The organism is Nonomuraea sp. C10 (genome assembly GCF_008017515.1).
GTDB lineage: Bacteria > Actinomycetota > Actinomycetes > Streptosporangiales > Streptosporangiaceae > Nonomuraea > Nonomuraea ferruginea.
Genome location: NZ_VPFF01000001.1, coordinates 6,008,451 through 6,024,666 on the forward strand (window position 1 = coordinate 6,008,451; position 16,216 = coordinate 6,024,666).

Annotated in this window: 17 protein-coding genes and 1 pseudogene; 9 read left to right on the forward strand and 9 right to left on the reverse strand. The window is 71.9% G+C overall.

Translation table 11 applies throughout. The features are described from left to right. Positions 1–151 precede the first annotated feature (151 nt). The 3 genes and pseudogenes from FR742_RS27525 to FR742_RS46030 all read right to left on the reverse strand — a co-directional run. Entirely contained in the window at positions 152–754 is a 603-nt protein-coding gene (locus FR742_RS27525; protein ID WP_148033627.1) for a GNAT family N-acetyltransferase, read from the reverse strand. A 216-nt stretch (positions 755–970) separates the two neighbouring features. Then, positions 971–1,519 (reverse strand): GntR family transcriptional regulator, encoded by a 549-nt coding sequence (locus FR742_RS27530; protein WP_261808886.1) that lies wholly within the window; start codon positions 1,517–1,519, stop codon positions 971–973. 6 nt (positions 1,520–1,525) lie between these two features. Further along, positions 1,526–1,726: pseudogene (locus FR742_RS46030) on the reverse strand (GntR family transcriptional regulator); the annotation flags it as partial. Positions 1,727–2,543: 817 nt separating this feature from the next. Between FR742_RS46030 and FR742_RS27535 the strand changes: the two are divergent. Genes FR742_RS27535 through FR742_RS27555 form a run of 5 tightly spaced genes read left to right on the forward strand, consistent with a single transcriptional unit; the run spans position 2,544 to position 6,532 of the window. Next, positions 2,544–3,107 (forward strand): flavin reductase family protein, encoded by a 564-nt coding sequence (locus FR742_RS27535; protein WP_148033628.1) that lies wholly within the window; start codon positions 2,544–2,546, stop codon positions 3,105–3,107. Between the two features lie 21 nt (positions 3,108–3,128). Continuing rightward, positions 3,129–3,497 carry a PadR family transcriptional regulator gene (locus FR742_RS27540; RefSeq protein ID WP_148033629.1) on the forward strand — a complete coding sequence of 123 codons (369 nt, stop codon included), beginning with the start codon at positions 3,129–3,131 and terminating at the stop codon, positions 3,495–3,497. Next, positions 3,494–4,411, forward strand: a complete 918-nt coding sequence (locus FR742_RS27545) for a hypothetical protein (protein WP_148033630.1) — start codon at positions 3,494–3,496, stop codon at positions 4,409–4,411. The genes FR742_RS27540 and FR742_RS27545 overlap by 4 nt, the downstream gene beginning before the upstream one ends. A 33-nt stretch (positions 4,412–4,444) precedes the next feature. Then, positions 4,445–5,740, forward strand: a complete 1,296-nt coding sequence (locus FR742_RS27550) for a DUF2252 domain-containing protein (protein WP_148033631.1) — start codon at positions 4,445–4,447, stop codon at positions 5,738–5,740. Positions 5,741–5,785: 45 nt separating this feature from the next. After that, positions 5,786–6,532: an SDR family oxidoreductase gene (locus FR742_RS27555; RefSeq protein WP_148033632.1), complete on the forward strand. Its 747-nt coding sequence runs from the start codon at positions 5,786–5,788 to the stop codon at positions 6,530–6,532. Here the strand turns inward: FR742_RS27555 and FR742_RS27560 are convergent. From FR742_RS27560 to FR742_RS27570, 3 genes are read right to left on the reverse strand one after another with little or no spacing between them, the layout of a single operon-like run. Beyond that, positions 6,529–7,344, reverse strand: a complete 816-nt coding sequence (locus FR742_RS27560; protein WP_148033633.1) for a RimK family alpha-L-glutamate ligase — start codon at positions 7,342–7,344, stop codon at positions 6,529–6,531. The genes FR742_RS27555 and FR742_RS27560 overlap by 4 nt on opposite strands. A 50-nt stretch (positions 7,345–7,394) precedes the next feature. Further along, positions 7,395–7,646 (reverse strand): hypothetical protein, encoded by a 252-nt coding sequence (locus FR742_RS27565; protein WP_148033634.1) that lies wholly within the window; start codon positions 7,644–7,646, stop codon positions 7,395–7,397. A gap of 20 nt (positions 7,647–7,666) precedes the next feature. After that, a complete protein-coding gene (locus FR742_RS27570; protein ID WP_148033635.1) occupies positions 7,667–7,924 on the reverse strand; it encodes a hypothetical protein in 258 nt (85 codons plus the stop codon). 182 nt (positions 7,925–8,106) lie between these two features. Between FR742_RS27570 and FR742_RS27575 the strand changes: the two genes are divergently transcribed. Continuing rightward, on the forward strand, positions 8,107–8,787 hold the full coding sequence (locus tag FR742_RS27575; RefSeq protein ID WP_148033636.1) for an NIPSNAP family protein: 681 nt from the start codon (positions 8,107–8,109) through the stop codon (positions 8,785–8,787). Here FR742_RS27575 and FR742_RS27580 read toward each other — a convergent pair. Beyond that, on the reverse strand, positions 8,780–10,363 hold the full coding sequence (locus tag FR742_RS27580; RefSeq protein ID WP_148033637.1) for a glycoside hydrolase family 3 protein: 1,584 nt from the start codon (positions 10,361–10,363) through the stop codon (positions 8,780–8,782). The two genes, FR742_RS27575 and FR742_RS27580, sit on opposite strands and share 8 nt — an antisense overlap. 360 nt (positions 10,364–10,723) lie before the next feature. Between FR742_RS27580 and FR742_RS27585 the strand changes: the two genes are divergently transcribed. Then, entirely contained in the window at positions 10,724–11,401 is a 678-nt protein-coding gene (locus FR742_RS27585) for a TetR/AcrR family transcriptional regulator (RefSeq protein ID WP_148033638.1), read from the forward strand. Then, a complete protein-coding gene (locus FR742_RS27590) occupies positions 11,398–12,072 on the forward strand; it encodes a DNA alkylation repair protein (RefSeq protein ID WP_148033639.1) in 675 nt (224 codons plus the stop codon). The genes FR742_RS27585 and FR742_RS27590 overlap by 4 nt, the downstream gene beginning before the upstream one ends. A gap of 1 nt (position 12,073) precedes the next feature. Here FR742_RS27590 and FR742_RS27595 read toward each other — a convergent pair whose 3' ends face one another. Then, a complete protein-coding gene (locus FR742_RS27595) occupies positions 12,074–13,081 on the reverse strand; it encodes a LysR family transcriptional regulator (RefSeq protein WP_261808887.1) in 1,008 nt (335 codons plus the stop codon). 82 nt (positions 13,082–13,163) lie between these two features. On the opposite strand from FR742_RS27595, the gene metE reads away from it, so the two are divergent. Beyond that, the gene (gene metE / locus FR742_RS27600; protein ID WP_148033641.1) at positions 13,164–15,344 is read left to right on the forward strand and encodes a 5-methyltetrahydropteroyltriglutamate--homocysteine S-methyltransferase; all 2,181 of its coding nucleotides are present in this window, start codon (positions 13,164–13,166) and stop codon (positions 15,342–15,344) included. Here the strand turns inward: metE and FR742_RS27605 are convergent. Further along, on the reverse strand, positions 15,334–16,179 hold the full coding sequence (locus FR742_RS27605; RefSeq protein WP_187281333.1) for a phosphotransferase family protein: 846 nt from the start codon (positions 16,177–16,179) through the stop codon (positions 15,334–15,336). The genes metE and FR742_RS27605 overlap by 11 nt on opposite strands. Positions 16,180–16,216 lie beyond the last annotated feature (37 nt).

Sequence of the window (16,216 nt, forward strand, 5' to 3'; positions counted from 1 at the left end):
GCCCGCCGAGGTGGGGAAATCCTCCTGGCGGGCCGGCATACGCCGGACACCCGGGGAGCGCGGGCGACGGCCCGCACTCCCTGTCAGCCACCGGCCGGACCGGCCATGCTGTGAACGTGAACATCGCCGGCCACGCGGAACGGATCCGGAGTCAGGCGACGATCAGTTCCGGTGCCGTGAGGTCGCGGAAGGCCGTGATCGCCGGGTCGGCGGCCCTGCGCTGGAACAGCGCGCCCGACGCGCGATGCGGCAGGTCCACCGTGCGCACGTGACGGAAGCCGCGGCGCCGGTAGTAGCTCTGGAGCCCTTCGTTGCGCTTGGCGCAGTCCAGCCGCAGCCACGGCAGTCCCGACCCGTACGCGGTGGCGCCCGCCCAGTCCAGCAGGGCGTCTCCCAGGCCGCTCCCCGACCAGGGCCGCGCCACGGCGAGCTTGTGCACGTACAGGGCGGCGCCGGGGTCGTCGGCCTCGGTCCAGAACTCCGGATCGGCGTGCCCGTCGAGGGCGATGGTGGCGACGAGCGGCGCCGGCCCGTCGGGGTCGAGCGCGCGCAGCTCGTCGTCGAGCAGGAACAGCACGCGCTCCTCGATCAGCGGCAGGATACGGTCCGGGCCGAATCCTTCGCGGGGCCACTGGCGGACGCCCCGCGAGTGCAGCCAGCCGGCCGTGTCGGCGAGGAGGTCGAGAACCCCCCGGAGGTCGACGGGCTCCGCCCGCCGGAGGGTGAGCGGGTGCAGGAGGGTGTTCGTGCGCATGATTCACCTTTCATTGCGATACGCGCGCGTACGAATACGCAAAGTGATCGATGGATGGGATACGAATCCCAAATGGTGGCCTATGGCCCGATATATCCGATAGCCCGATATATACGGATAAATCGCTACAAGGGGAGCATTACGGCTCCCCGCGTCCAGCGAGACGGCAGGCTCGCTGGTACCGCGGCCGGCGGGATCACCCCCAACCGAGCTCTGTCAGCGGCGGTCGAGCTCGTATCTGATCAGATGTTTGTCGGCAGGCAGCACCGACACCGCGACGCGCACCGGCAGTTCGTAACGGTCGTAGCCCACGCGCACATAGACCATGACCGGCGTGCCGAGCTCCAGTTGGAGCCGCTCAGCCTCCTCCTGATTGGGCATCCGCGCCCAGATGTCGTCCACCACGCGCACCTGCTCGTGCCCCAGTTCCTCCAGCACGCGGTTGGCGCCTCGCTCGATGTCGCCCGGCCGGGCGATCGCCGAGTCGGCCACCAGCTTCCGCGGGAAGTAGGAGTCGTTGGTGTTGTAGGGCTGGCCGTCCACGAACCGCAGGCGCCGCCGTACCACGGCGAGCTCCCCGTCGGACAGTTCCAGCCTGCTGGCGATCTCCTCCACCGGAGATACGGTCAGAACCTCTATGTACTGGCTGGGCTCGCGGCCTTCCTGCGTGACGGCGAAGGCGAAGGCCTCGCGCAGCTCTCCAGAAGGCTGCGGCTCCAACTCGCGCTGCGGGTAGATGAGCAGCGGCCTGCGATCCCTGACCACCGTGCCGCGCCGTGGCGTACGCGTTACGAGCCCTTCATTCACGAGTTCCCCGAGGGCCAATCGGACGGTGTTGCGGCTCACCCCATGGTCTTCCATGAGTTGCGCCTCTGTCGGCAGCTGTGCTCCGGGGCCGAGTACGCCGGAGTAGATGGCCCTTCTCAGCTCCGAAGCCACCTGCTGATACAGCACCGACCTTGCCACTTTCACCCCTTTTGTTCCAACAATTTAGACGATCTGGTTCTAGCAGACCATCTCCCCCTTGACCGGACGGCATCCGCAGCCGCATCATCCATTCGTTGGTACAAATCCATCGAAAGGCCGGTGAGGGGGTGAGGGCCGGTGATGCCGGACCGCGCGGGTATGCCGTACGTGCCCTGGCGGGACCCTTGCGAAGCAACACGTTTACTGCGTTACGAGTTGCCTCGCCACGGGTTCCTCCACATCAGCCAGTGCGTCCAGCCCGGCAGTTCCGCGCCTTCCCTGTCAGCCGAGCCGAACGTCCGGTGCGAAGACGGGCCCCTCGCCCACGCGAGGGAAGCGCCCCCGCCTGCGTCCCGGAGCAGTGCGGCCCGACAGGGAAAGTGGCATCGCCGCAGCTAGACCAACACCCGGAGTCCTCGCGAGAGGGTCACTCCCCCACCAACTCCGTGTGCGACCACGCGGTTCAGGACTCCATCCCTCGCCGGAGTCCTGGCACCGCCGCTCACGGGGCAGGAAGCGCGTCCTGGCGGGTCCCCCACGCCCGCCAGGGCGCGCGTTCCTCCTTCGGAGGCCTTCCCCTTCCCGCCGTCCAGCCCGCAGGCGCCGCGTCCCGGCTTTGTGTCCCCGCGGCACGGTGACGGTTCGGCGCGGGGCGGGTGATGCTTTTCTCGCCTGCCCACGCGGCCAGGTTTCCCTATCCGAGGACTGACCGTCCGGGGGATTCGGCGCTGACCGTAATAAGGACCTCGACACCCCCTTGACGAGCGGGAGCTGGACGCCTAGCTTACCAAGCAAGCGCTTGGTAAGAGTCAGGGAGGCGGCCATGGCGCAGACCCGTGAGCTACTCACCCAGGAGCGGCGGCTCGCCTCCCTGCTGTGCAGGCCGCGCCCGGCCGCGAGCGACCCCGTGGACCCCGAGACGTTCCGCGGGGTCCTCGGCCGGTTCGCCACCGGCGTGGTCGCCATCACGGCGCTCGACCGCGAGGGTCGGCCCCACGGCCTCGCGGCCAACTCGTTCACCTCGGTGTCGCTCGACCCGCCGCTCGTGGCGTTCTGCGTGGCGTACAGCAGCACGAGCTGGCCCCGGTTACGGGCGGCCAAGGTGATCACCCTGAACATCCTGGCCGAACACCAGCGGGCCGTCTGTGCCCAGATGGCCACCCGCGGCGGAGACAAGTTCGCGGGCCTGACCTGGAGGGAGTCGCCCGGCGGGAACCCGGTGCTCGATGGCGCGCTGGCCTGGATCGACTGCCGGATAGACGCCGAGCATCCCGCAGGGGACCACGTCATCGTGGTGGCCCGTGTGCTGCAGCTCGACACCCACGCCGACGGCGGCCCGCTGGTGTTCTACAACCGCTCCTATGGCGGCTTCGACCCCATATCTTGACGGGCAATATATGTTGGGGGCATGAACGTCACGGAGCCCATGTTCCTCGCGCTCACGGCGCTGGTGGACGGGCCGCTGCACGGCTACGGCATCGTTCAGGAGGTCGAGCGCATCTCCGGCGGCCGCGTCCAGCTCAAGATCGGGAGCCTGTACGGGGTGCTCGACCGGCTCGCGGCGCAGGGCCTGATCGCGCTCGACCGCGAGGAGGTCCGGCAGGGCCGGCTGCGGCGCTACTACCGGCTGACCGACGAGGGCGCCACCGTCCTCCGTGAGGAGGCCGCCCGCCTGGCCGCCAACGCCGAGGCCGCGAACTCCCGCCTGCGAGCCCGCCCGGCCGGCGGCCTCGCCATCCGGATCGCCGGCACGCCTCACCTGGGAGGTGCCGGGTGAGCGAGCTGCTGGAGCGGCGCTACCGATCCGTGCTGCGCCTGCTGCCGGAGGACTACCGGCGCGAGCGTGAGAGCGAGATGGTGGCCGCGTTTCTGGAGGCGGCCGGCGACGTCTCCAGCGCGGACAACCCGCGCCCCGGGTGGGGCGAAGTGGGCAGCGTGCTCGCGCTCGCCCTGCGGCTGCGGCTCGGAGGCCAGGACTCGGCGCAGCGGGCGTTCGCCCGGGGCGAGGCCGTACGGCTGGTGGCACTGCTCGGCCTGGGGTTCCAGGCCGCGCTGTCCGTCGTCACCGCGGCCGGCGGGGTGGCGGAGCCTCTCTTCTTCCTGGCCGCGGCGGAGGCCTGCTGCTGGGTCGTGGCGTTCCTCGCGCTCGTACGCGGGCACCTGCCGACGGCCAAGGGCGCCGCGGTCCTCGCCCTGCTGCCGGTCACCGGAACCGCCGCCTTCCAGGCCTCGGACTCCGCGCAGCCCGCGTCGCAGACAGCCTCGTGGCTCGTCCTCACCGTGGTCCCGGTGATCGCGCTGCTGCTCGCCTACCACCGCGACGTCCTTCCGGTGACGCGGCCGTGGTGGCAGGCGGTGCTGCCGCTCACCGTGGCGGTGTTCGCGGCCTCCCTCGCCCTGCTGCCCCGGGATCCCACGTGGTCGTGGTCGTACCCCTGGACGGACCCGATCGGGCTGGGCGTGCTCGCCTTGGTGGCGGGCGTGGTGGCCGGCGCGATCCGCCGGCCGGCGGCGCCCTGGCGGCTCGCCCTGGGCATGGTCGCGGCGCTGCTGATGGCAGTGCGGCTCCTGGACATGGCGGATATGTACGGCGAATTTCTAGTCACCGGCAGCGTCCAGGTGGTGCTCCTGGCCGTCCTCGCGACCGGTCTCACCATCACGGGAAGGCGCGCGCTACCCGAGCCTGTCTAGGCGGGAAGGGCCGGGCGATCTACCGTCCGGGGTATGAGTTCACGCTCCACCTTCCTGCTCGATGTCCTGATGGCGGAGTTCGGCGCATCGATCAAGCGCGACCCGGCCGCGTTCCGGCGGAAGTTCCGGAAGATGGCGGCCTCCCCGTTCGCGTTCTACCGGGGCAGCGCCTGCCTGTTCTACGCGGACCTCACCTCCGGGTACGCGGACGAGGCGTACCTCGACCGGGCGACCAGCCGCGTGTGGATCCACGGCGATCTGCACGCGGAGAACTTCGGCACGTACATGAACGCCTCGGGCGTCCTGGTGTTCAACGTCAACGACTTCGACGAGGCGTACGTCGGCCCGTACACCTGGGACCTCAAGCGGTTCGCGGCCAGCGTGGCGCTCCTGGGGTACGCCAAGGCGCTGTCGGACGAGGCCATCGGCCGGCTCGTCGGCGACTTCGGCGGCGCCTACCTCACCGAGCTGGCCGCGATCGCGCGGGGCGGCGACGACGCCGTCGGCTCGCTCACCCTGGACACCACCTCGGGAGTGCTGCACCGGGTGCTGCAGACGGCCCGGCTGCGCACCCGGGTGGCGATGCTGGAGATCGAGACGGTCATCGACGACTACGAGCGGCGCTTCGCGTTCATGGAAGGCCGCGAGCCGGTCGCGGACACGACCCGGCAGGCGGTCCGGTCGGCGTTCGAGGACTACCTGACCACGCTGCCCACCCCGTCGAACCCGGTGGAGCACGTGATCAAGGACATCGCGCTGCGCACCGGCGTGGGCATCGGCTCGGCCGGGCTGCCCTCGTACAACCTGCTGCTGGAGGGGCGCTCGCAGGCGCTGGAGAACGACGTGATCCTCTACATGAAGCAGGCCCAGGTGCCGGCGGTGGCGCGGCACATCACCGACGAGAAGGTGACCCGCTACTTCCGCCACCAGGGGCACCGGACGGCGGAGTCGCAGCGCGCGCTGCAGGCGTACGCGGACCCGTGGCTCGGCTACACCACCCTGGGCGGCGCCGGACAGCTCGTCGCCGAGGTGTCACCGTACTCGGCCGATCTGGACTGGGACGACGTGAACGAGCCGGAGGAGCTGCACGCGATCATGCTCGACCTGGGCCGGGCGGTGGCGCGCATGCACGCGGTGGCCGACGACGAGTCCGCCCACGACCTGGTCACCTTCTCCACGGAGGAGGCGATCGTGGGCGTGGCGGGCGACGATCGCGCCGGATTCATCGGGATGCTGGTGGAGTTCGCGCACCGGTACGGGGCCCAGGCCAGGGAGGACCACCAGCGGTTCGTGGACCTGTTCAGGAACGGCCGCCTCCCGGGCGTCTGACGAGGGGATGGCGACCAACCGGTCGGTATGGCATGCTTCCGGACCATGACTCTGTTCTCGGTGGAAGGCAAGACAGTCGTCGTCACCGGCGGCTCCCGGGGCATCGGACGCATGATCGCGGCCGGGTTCACGGCGGCCGGCGCGAAGGTCGTCATCTCCGCGCGCAAGGCCGCCGAGGTGGAGCGGACCGCCGCCGAACTCGGCTGCACGCCCGTGGTCGCCGACCTGTCCACGCCCGAGGGGGTGGACGCGCTGGTGTCGGCCGTCACCGGGCCGTTGCACGTGCTCATCAACAACGCGGGCGCGACCTGGGGCGCGCCGCTGGAGGAGTATCCCGGGCACGCCTTCGACAAGCTCTGGAACATCAACGTCAAGGGCGCCTTCACGCTCGTCCAGCGCCTGCTGCCGCGGCTGCGCGAGGCGGCGGGCGAGGACGACCCGGCACGGGTGATCAACGTCGGCTCGGTCGACGGCATCAGGGTGCCGGTGATGGAGACGTACGCCTACTCCTCCACCAAGGCGGCCGTGCACATGCTGACCCGGCACCTGGCCAGGCAACTGGCCCCGGAGCACATCACCGTGAACGCGATCGCCCCCGGCCCGTTCGACTCCAAGATGATGGCCTTCGCGCTCGACGATCCGTCGACCCGGGCCTCCATCGCCTCGAACGTGCCGCTCGGCCGCATCGGGCGGCCCGACGACATGGCGGGGGCGGCGATCTTCCTCGCCTCGCGCGCCGGCGCCTACCTGACCGGGACCGTCATCCCGGTGGACGGCGGCATCACGGCCTAGAGCAGCTCGCGCAGCGCCGCGGCGAACGCGGCGGCGGAGCCGGGGACCTGGCGCAGGTAGAGGTACGGCTCGGTCAGCTCCAGCTCGATCAGGGCAGGGGCGCCGCCGGGTAGCCGGACCAGGTCGATCCTGGCGTACAGAAGGGGCTGTGGGATGGCGGCGAGCACCTTCTCGGCGAGTTCGACCTGGTCCGGGGCCGGTGTGCGCGGCTGCGCCCGGATGTTGTCGACGCCCGTCATGCCGGGGGCCAGCATGGGCGAGCGGCGGACGGCGTGGCTGAAGCGACGGTTGAAGTAGAGCAGCGAGGTCTCGCCCTCCGCCTCGACCATGTCGAGGTAGGGCTGGACCATGGGGGTGCGGCCGGCGGCCTCGAGCGCGGCGGCGAAGGCCGTCGCCTCGGCGCGGTCGGAGGTCCTGATCGTGTCGCGGGCGCTCGCCGAGACCGTGGGCTTGACGACGTACTCCCGGTGGTCCGGCAGGTCGCGGGAGGACCAGTGGGTGGGCACGATCGGCAGGCCGAGGTCGCGCAGGTAGGTCTTGTCGGTGTTGGACTCCAGGACGGCGGCCGGGTTGAGCAGCCGGGCGACGCGCTCCACGCGCCGGGTCCAGGCCAGGAACTCGGCTCTGCGGTCGCAGTAGTCCCAGACGGATCGGACGACGACGGCGTCGTAGGCGCTCCAGTCGGCCTCCGGGTCGTCCCAGCGCTCGGTCCGGCCTTCGAGGCCGGCCTCGCGCCAGGCGGCCAGGACGAGGTCGCGCTCGTCATCGTGGCCATCCGGGTCGTCGAAGGTGACGTAAGCACACAGAACCATCCGGAGATGGTAGCGCCCGCGCCCCCGGGCAGCGCGGGCGCCTCCACCTGCTAGTCGACGTCGACGGCCACGCGGGCCCAGCTGCGGTTGGTCGCCACGACCGCGTTGCCGTTGATGTTGGTCACGTTGGTCGCGGCCGAGCCGCCGCGGTTGCTCGTGCCGATGTTGCTGAAGTTGTTGCCCGTCTGCGACGACTCGCTGTTGCGGCTGTCGTTGTCGATCCGGGTGTCGGCGTGAGCGGGGACGGCCATGAGGGCGAGGCCGGCGGCGGTGAACCCGATGAGCGCGAGCTTCTTGATCATTTCTTGGTGGTCCCTTCGGATCAGAAGAAGATGTAGGTGATGGCGGTGCTGCCGTTGGCCGCCGTAATGGCGTAGCCGTTGAGGTTGTTGACGTTGACCGACCGGCCCCAGCCGTGGTTGGCCGAGCCGACGCGGGAGAACGTGTTGCCCGACTGTGACGACGAGGTGTTGGTGCTCCAGTTGTCGGTCCAGCTGTCGGCGTGCGCCGGTGCGGCCAGCACCGTGACGCCGACCGCTGTCGCCACCACGAAGCCCGTGGCGCACAGCTTCTTGATCACTTCAGCTCCTTCGTCGTGTGAGGGCAGGCGAACGCCCTCATTGACCTGCCTTGACCCGGGGGGGTCAAAGCCAAAGCGATCGTATAACCCTGGGTAGCCAATCAACAGCATATGGTGATCAGAAGATTGTTCTGCGCTATCCCTGACGGAAGACGTCAGTGTCCCGGGCCTAGCGTCACCGCATGATCTACGAGCTTCGCCGCTACACCATGGTGCCCGGCGCCCGTGACGTGCTCATCGACCTGTTCGAGCGGGAGTTCGTCGAGACGCAGGAAGAGGCGGGGATGCGGATCGTCGGCCACTTCCGCAATCCCGACGACCCCGACCAGTACCCCTGGATCCGCTCATTTCCTGACATGGAGGCACGCAAGGCAGCGCTGACCGCCTTTTACTCGGGGCCCGCCTGGAAGGCGAACCGCGACGCGGCCAACGCCACCATGCTGGACTCCGACGACGTCCTCCTGCTCCGCCCCGTCTCCGCGCCCGACACCCCCGCCTGGTCCTGGCCGCGCCCCCTCGCCCCCACCGGCCCGCGCCCGCCGGTGGGCGCCACCGCTCTCCCCTCTTCCCTGTACGTGGCCACGATCTGCCACGTCGAGGACGGGTTCGCGGCGTACTTCGCCTCCCAGGTGGCGCCCGCCCTGGTGTCAGCCGGGGCGCCGCCTCTCGCCTGCTTCGAGACCGAGCCCGCGGCCAACACCTTCCCGGCGCTTCCCGTACGGGAGGGCGAGAACGTGTTCATCTGGCTGACCCGTTTCGAGCGGGCGGCCGACGAACTTCCCCTCCCCACCCTCGACGCTTACCTGACAGCACCCCCGCAGCGCCTCCGCCTCTCCCCCGCCGCCCGCTCAGCCCTCAGGTGATGGGCGTGCCGGCGATTACTTCTGCGGCGGCCTGGCCGCAGACGCGGGCGGCGCCGTAGGTGGCGATGTGGACGGCGCCGAGGTCGGCGCGGTGCGGCAGGCCCATCTCCACCACCACCGCGTCCGGGCGGGCGCTGAGCAGGTGACGCAGCGCCTCGGCCTGCCACGGGTGCCGGTGTGCGTCGCGGACCACGAGCACGAGCCCGCGGCCGGTGATTCGGGCGAGCAGGTCCTCGATCGCGACCCCGGTTGCCCCGCCGGCGGCGAACCGGGTCGCGGTGGTGCCCGGCAGCAGCTCGGCGAGCGGCGCGGCCACGCCCCATGGAGTGGCCTTGTCGATGGCCATGTGCGTCTCGGGGGCGAGCTCCACGACGTGCGGGGCGTCGGTCAGCGGCAGCACCGGCGGGCTGGCCCGGCGCGTGACGCGCAGCGCCCGCCGCGCCGCCACCATCCCGATCCCACCCCCGCCCCACCCGGTGCCGCCCATACCGCCAGCGCCGCCCGTGCGGCTAGGGGGCTCCGCGTCCTCCGCGCGCCTCAAGCCCTCCGCGCCACCTGCGCTGCTCCCGCCGTCTGTGCTGCCCGGGGAGGTGGTCCAGAGTGCCAGCTCGCGGACCCTGCGGGCGGCGTCGGCCAGTCTCTCCTCGGGCAGCAGCCCTTCGGTCACCGCGGTGAGGATGGCGTCGCGCATCGCGTCGATGGTGGCCTCGTCGTAGCTCTCGCCGCCGACGCAGATGGCGTCCGCGCCGGCGGCGAGGGCGCGGGCGGCGGCACCGCCGATGCCGTACGGACCGGAGACGGAGGTCATCTCGATCCCGTCGGTGACGATCACCCCGTCGAAGCCGAGCTCCTCGCGCAGCAGCCCGGTGAGGACCTTGGGGCTGAGCGTGGCGGGCAGGTGCGGGTCGTACGAGGGCACGAGCAGGTGCCCGGTCATGACGGCCCGCACGCCCTCGGCGATGGCCGCGCGGAACGGCCGCAGGGCCTGCTCGATGCCGCCGTCCGCGACGACCGGCACGCCGTGGTGGGAGTCGACCGAGGCGTCCCCGTGCCCGGGGAAGTGCTTGGCGCAGGCCGCGACGCCGGCGGACTGCAGGCCGCGGATGAACGCCCGGGTGTGCCGGGCGACCAGCTCGGGATCGGCGCCGAAGGCACGCAGCCCGATGACGGGGTTGCGGGGGTTGGAGTTCACGTCGGCGGAGGGCGCGAAGTCGATGCCGATCCCGACGGCCGCGAGATCCAGCCCCAGGTCGCGGGCGAGTTCCTCGGTCAGGGCGGGGTCGTCCACGACGCCGAGCGCGTAACCGCCGGGGCGGCTGCTGCCCGTGGCGACCTCCAGCCTGGTCACCTCGCCGGTCTCCTCGTCGGTGCCGACCAGCACGTGCGGGTTCTCGGCGCGCAGGGCCGCCGTGAGGCGGGCCACCTGCTCGGGATCGGCGATGTTGCGGGAGAACAGCACCACCCCGGCCAGTCCGTCGGAGAGTCTGCGGCGCAGCCACTCGGGCGGCGTGTGCCCCGCGAAACCCGGCAGGAGGACGGCGTCGGTCATGCGGAGGAGATCGCGGCTCGGAGGCATGAACCGCAATCTAATAGGAAAGTTTCTTATTTGCTAGAGGCGTTCCCGAACGTCACCCCGTCCCCCGTGATGACGAAGTTGGCCACCGTCACCCCGCGAGCGCCCTTCCACCTAGAAGTCCCGCCGCCGCCCCGCATCTCTTGGTCGCCGCCAGGGCCGGAAACGAACCGCGCCCGCCGCCGGAGGGGCCGCGCTGGTGGGGTGGTCCGGTCCGGAGGATCACGCCGTCGGGCAGCGAACCCCGACGCGACGCCGATAGTGAACGGGTTTGCCGTGTGTTCATGGTGGCCCGGAAGCGCTGGATAATGGCTGGGAGCGGTGGAATCAACTGTTCACCAAGCGCTTGGTCGAGGGCGCATAATGGTGTCCGTGACAACGCGAAAGAACTCCGGCGACACCGCCACCCAGGCGAAGCGTGCCGGCGCCGCCTCCTCCGGGGCGGCGTCCGAGCGCCGCGAACATCTCGTCAGACTCGCCGCGGAGCTCTTCGCCGCCAAGGGATTCCAGGCCACGACCGTCCGGCAGATCGCCCAGGAGGCGGGCATCCTCTCGGGCAGCCTCTACCACCACTTCGACTCGAAAGAGGCGATCGTCGACGAGGTGCTGTCCACCTTCCTCGACGACGTCACCGCCCGCTACCGCGCCGCCGTCGCGGGCGGCGACGACCCGCTCGCGGTGCTGACGGAGATGGTCCGCATCGGGTTCGGCACGCTGGAGCCGCACCGCGCCGCGATCACCGTGATGCAGAACGACTGGAACTACCTGCGTCAGTTCGAGCGCTTCAACTACCTGGTCAAGGCCGAGGAGGAGGTCGAGCAGATCTGGGTGACGCAGATCAGGGCCGGCCAGGCGGCCGGGCAGCTCCGCGACGACGTCGACCCGAAGCTGACCTACCGGATGATCCGCGACACGATCTGGGTGGCGGTGCGCTGGTTCCGCCCCGACGGCAGGCTCGACACGGCCGCGCTGGCCGAACACTTCGTCACCGTCCTGTTCGACGGCCTGGCCACCGGCGAGCGGACCTCGCAGCGGGCATGAGCCTGACCGACGAGGTGCGGCTGGCCTTGCGCAAGGCGGCGGAGCCCGGCAAGGCTGCCGCCATGCGGGCCTACATGAAGTCGGCGATGCCGTTCCTCGGCGTCCAGGCCGGGCCGCGGCGGGCCGCGCTCAGACAGGTGTTCGCCGACCACCCCCTGGAGACGGCGCCAGAGTGGCGGCGGGCGGTGCTGCGGCTGTGGCGCGAGGCCGAGTTCCGCGAGGAGCGCTACGCCGCGATCGAGCTGACCGGCTTCCGCCTCTACCGCGACTTCCAGACCCTCTACACGGTCCCGATGTACGAGGAGATGATCGTCACCGGCGCCTGGTGGGATCTGGTGGACGAGCTGGCCACGCACCGCGTCGGCGGGTTGCTGACCGCCTTCCCCGAGACGATGCGGCCGCTCATGCTGGAGTGGGCGCACGCCGGCGACCTGTGGAAGCGGCGCACGGCGATCCTGTGCCAGAACCGGTTCAAGGCCCGCACGGACACCGCCCTGCTGTACGCGTGCATCGAGCCGAGCCTGTCCGACAACGACTTCTTCGCACGCAAGGCGATCGGGTGGGCGCTGCGCGAGTACGCCAAGACGAACCCGGACGAGGTGGTGCGTTACGTACGGGCCAAGGGCATCTCGGGGCTGAGCCGCCGGGAGGCACTGAAGAACATCACGTAGCTCATCTGGTCCACAGCGCGTCCTGCATCGCCTGGACGAGCGCCAGCAGCTCGTTCGTGACCCGCTCCCTGGACCAGGCCAGCGCGTACGTGATCTGGAGGTCGGCGCCCTCCAGCGGCACGAACACGACGTCGTCGCGCCGCACGCTCCGCACCAGCAGGTGCGGGATCGGCAGCACCCCCGCCCCGGCGGCCACCAGGTCGAGCGCGGCCCCGAAGTCGTCGTCGCGCACCATGCGCGGATGCCCCGGCAGCCCCGCCCACCGCCGTCCACCGGGCGTCAGCACCACCAGCCCGGCAAGCTCCGCCGGCCGCACCTCGCCCCTTCCGGACTCCGGGCGCGCGACCGGTCGCACATTCCCCGGTCCGGGCGACGCCGGAGGTACCTCTCCCCCTCCGGAAACCGTCGGGCGGGCCTCCGCTGGACGGAGGGTGTCCGGCGTCGTCGTACGGGGTGTGCGGGACGGTCTTGTGAGGTGGGGCTCGGGGGCGCGGGCCGCCAGGGGGTGGGTGGGCGGGACGGCGAGGTGGTCGACGGTCACGTGGAAGCGGGCGGCGGTGGTGAAGCGGGCCGGGGCCGGGGTGGCCAGGATGGCGGCCGACACCTCGCCCGCGTCCAGGGCGGCCGCGGCGGCGGCGCGGCCCGCCGCGTGCAGTTCGACCGCCACCGGTGGAGTGCGGCCGGCCATGCGCCGGGCGATGCGGGCGGCCAGCGGGCCGGCGAGCGGTGGATAAGCCAGGTGAATGACCGGCCGGGCCAGCCGGGACGCCTCCGCCGTGAAGGCCGCCGCCGACTCCAGGACCTGCTCGGCGTACGGCAGCAGCGCCGCCCCGGCCGCCGTGAGCCGCACCGTACGGGCGCTGCGCTCGAAGAGGCGGACGCCGGTGGCGCGTTCGAGCCGGGCCACGGCCTGGCTGACGGCCGGCTGGGACATGCCCAGGTCGGCGGCGGCACGGGAGAAGCTCAGCCGCGCCGCCACCCGGGCGAAGCACTGTATCTCCCTGGCCATAAGCGTCACGAATAGATGATGCACGAGGCGGCCGGAGCCGTGCACGATGCCCGGACGTCCACGATCGTCTTGAGGAGCTTCGATGCCCGCTTTCCCCCAGTCCACCGTGCTCGGATACCCGCGGATCGGCCCGCGCAGGGAGCTGAAGCGCGCCCTGGAGTCGTACTGGGACGGCCGCGCCACCCGTGACGAGCTGGAGGCGGCGGGCGCCGCGATCCGGGCGTCGACCTGGCGCAGGCTGGCCGAGCTGGGCCTGGAGGGGCTGCCGTCGAACACGTTCTCCCTCTACGACCAGGTGCTCGACACGGCCGTGCTGCTGGGCGCGGTGCCGGAGCGCTACCGGGAGGCGGCGGACCCGTACTTCGCGATGGCGCGCGGCGCCGACGGGCTGGCGCCGCTGCGGATGACGAAGTGGTTCGACACGAACTACCACTACATCGTGCCGGAGATCGGCCCGGAGACGGCCTTCAAGCTGGACGCGGCCAAGCCGCTGGGCGAGGTGCGGGAGGCGCGGGCGCTAGGGTACGAGACGCGGCCGGTGGTGGTCGGGCCGGTGACGTTCCTGCTGCTGTCGGCGGACCCCGAGGCGGCGCTGGCGCGGCTGGACGACGTGCTCGCCTGCTACGAGGAGCTGCTCGGGGCGCTGGCGGCCGAGGGCGTGGCATGGGTGCAGCTCGACGAGCCGGCGCTGGTGGCGGACCGGACGCCGGCCGAGCTGGCGGCGGTGCGGACCGCCTACGAGCGGCTGGGGAACGTGGCGGCTCGGCCGGGGCTCTTCGTGGCCTCGTACTTCGGGCATCTCGGGGAGGCGCTGCCGGTGCTGGCGGCGACCCCGGTGGAGGCCGTCGGGGTGGACCTGGTGCGCGGCGGCGCCGACGGGCTGGCCGCGCTGGCGGGCAAGACGGTGGTGGCCGGCGTGGTGTCGGGGCGGGACGTGTGGCGGACGTCGCCGTCGCGGGCGGCGCGCGCCCTGGCTGCGGTGCGCGAGCACGCGGACCAGGTGACGGTCAGCACGTCGTGCTCCCTGCTGCACGTCCCGTACGACGTCACCGCCGAGCCCGGCCTCGACCCGGCGCTCCGGGGCCGCCTCGCCTTCGCCGAACAGAAGGTCTCCGAGGTCGTGGCCCTCTCCCGTACGGCGCCGCCGGTGCAGGACGGCGGTGAGGACGCGCGGGCACACCGGGCGGGCGCGGCGGATGTGAGCGTGGGCGCGGGGCGGAGTGCGTACGAGGTGCGGGCGCGGGCGCAGGCGGAGCGGCTCAAGCTGCCGCTGCTGCCGGTGACCACCATCGGGTCGTTCCCGCAGACGGGTGAGCTGCGGGCGGCGCGGGCGGGCGTGGCGGCGGGGACGCTCGACGCGGAGGAGTACGAGAGCCGGGTGCGGGCCGAGGTCGAGCGGGTGATCCGGCTGCAGGAGCGCCTCGGCCTGGACGTGCTGGTGCACGGCGAGCCCGAGCGCAACGACATGGTGCAGTACTTCGCCGAGCACCTCGAAGGCTTCGCGGTCACCGCGAACGGCTGGGTCCAGTCGTACGGGTCGCGCTGCACCAGGCCGCCCATCCTGCACGGCGACGTGTCGCGGCCCGAGCCGATCACCGTGCGGTGGGCCGCGTACGCGGGGTCGCTCACGGACCGGCCGGTCAAGGGGATGCTCACCGGCCCGGTGACGATCGTGGCCTGGTCGTTCGTCCGGGACGACCTGCCGCTGCGTGACGTGGTGCGCCAGGTGGCGGACGCGGTGCGGGAGGAGGTGCGCGACCTGGAGGCGGCCGGCGTGCCGATCATCCAGGTGGACGAGCCGGCGCTGCGCGAGCTGCTGCCGCTGCGCCGGTCGGCGCAGGCCGGCTACTTGGAGTGGGCGGTGGCCGCGTACCGCAGGGCGACCTCCGGCGCGGGCGACCGCACGCAGATCCACACCCACCTGTGCTACTCGAACGCCGACCAGATCCTGGCCGCGATCGACGGGCTGGACGCGGACGTGACCACGATCGAGTCGGCCCGGTCGGGGGCGCGGATCCTGGACGCGGTCGGGTCGTTCGGGCGCGGGCTGGGGCCGGGCGTGTACGACATCCACTCGCCGCGGGTGCCGGACGCGGCCGAGGTCGAGGGCCTGCTGCGGCGGACGCTGGCGGTGCTGCCGGCCGGGCGGGTCTGGGTGAACCCGGACTGCGGGCTGAAGACCCGTACCTACGAGGAGGTGGAGGCGTCGCTGGCGAACGTGGTCGCGGCGGCGGCGGGGCTGCGCGCCGAGCTCAGCCGGTGAAGGTCCACTCCAGGTGGGCCAGGGCGGCCTCGGCGTAGCGGGCCGGGCCGGTGCTGAGGCCGTAGGCGAGGTCCTCGATGAGGGCGCAGCGGGCGTAGAACAGCGCCCGCCGCCGGTCCTCGCCGTCGAAGGGCCCGTCGTACGAGGCCAGGACCAGGTCGAGCACCTCCGGCCCGAGGTCACGCAAGATCTTGGCGAAGTCGTGGGCCGGGTCGGTGACGGCGGCGTCGGTCCAGTCGATGACGCCGGTCAGCGTGCTGGTCGCGGCGTCGGCCAGGAGGTGCTCGGCGCCGAGGTCGTTGTGGCAGAAGCGGAGCGTGCTCGGCTCCGGCGGCGGCTCGGCGGCGAGGAACCGCTCCACCAGGGGCCGCTGCCCGGCCGGGACGTGCCGCTCGACGTCGCGGTAGTCGAGCTGGGCGTCGTGCAGCAGGGTCGGCGCCGGGTAGAGGTCGGGCGGCGCCAGCTCGCGCATCCGCTCGACCGGGGCGGCGTGCAGCGCGCTGAGCAGGCCGCCGAGCGGCTCGGCCAGCCGCTTCGGGTCGGGCACGGGGTGCTGGTCGAGGGGCAGCCCCGGCAGCGCGTGGTAGGCGATGACGCCCGCCCGCTCGTCGGCGAACAGCACCTCCGGCACCCGCACCGCGACCAGGTCCTTGACCACGGCCAGCAGGGCGACCTCGCGCCGGACGGAGCCCGGGTCCGAGACGCGGGTGCGGACGATGAGCTCGCCGTTGACCAGATGCACGGTGTTGTCCAGGCCGTCACCGCTGGGCACGGCGGTGTGCACCTCGTAGCCGGGGAGGTGGCGGGCCAGCAACGCGCGGATGTCGCCGATCACATCCTGAAGCGTAGGGCCACCACCTCGTGCACGCGAG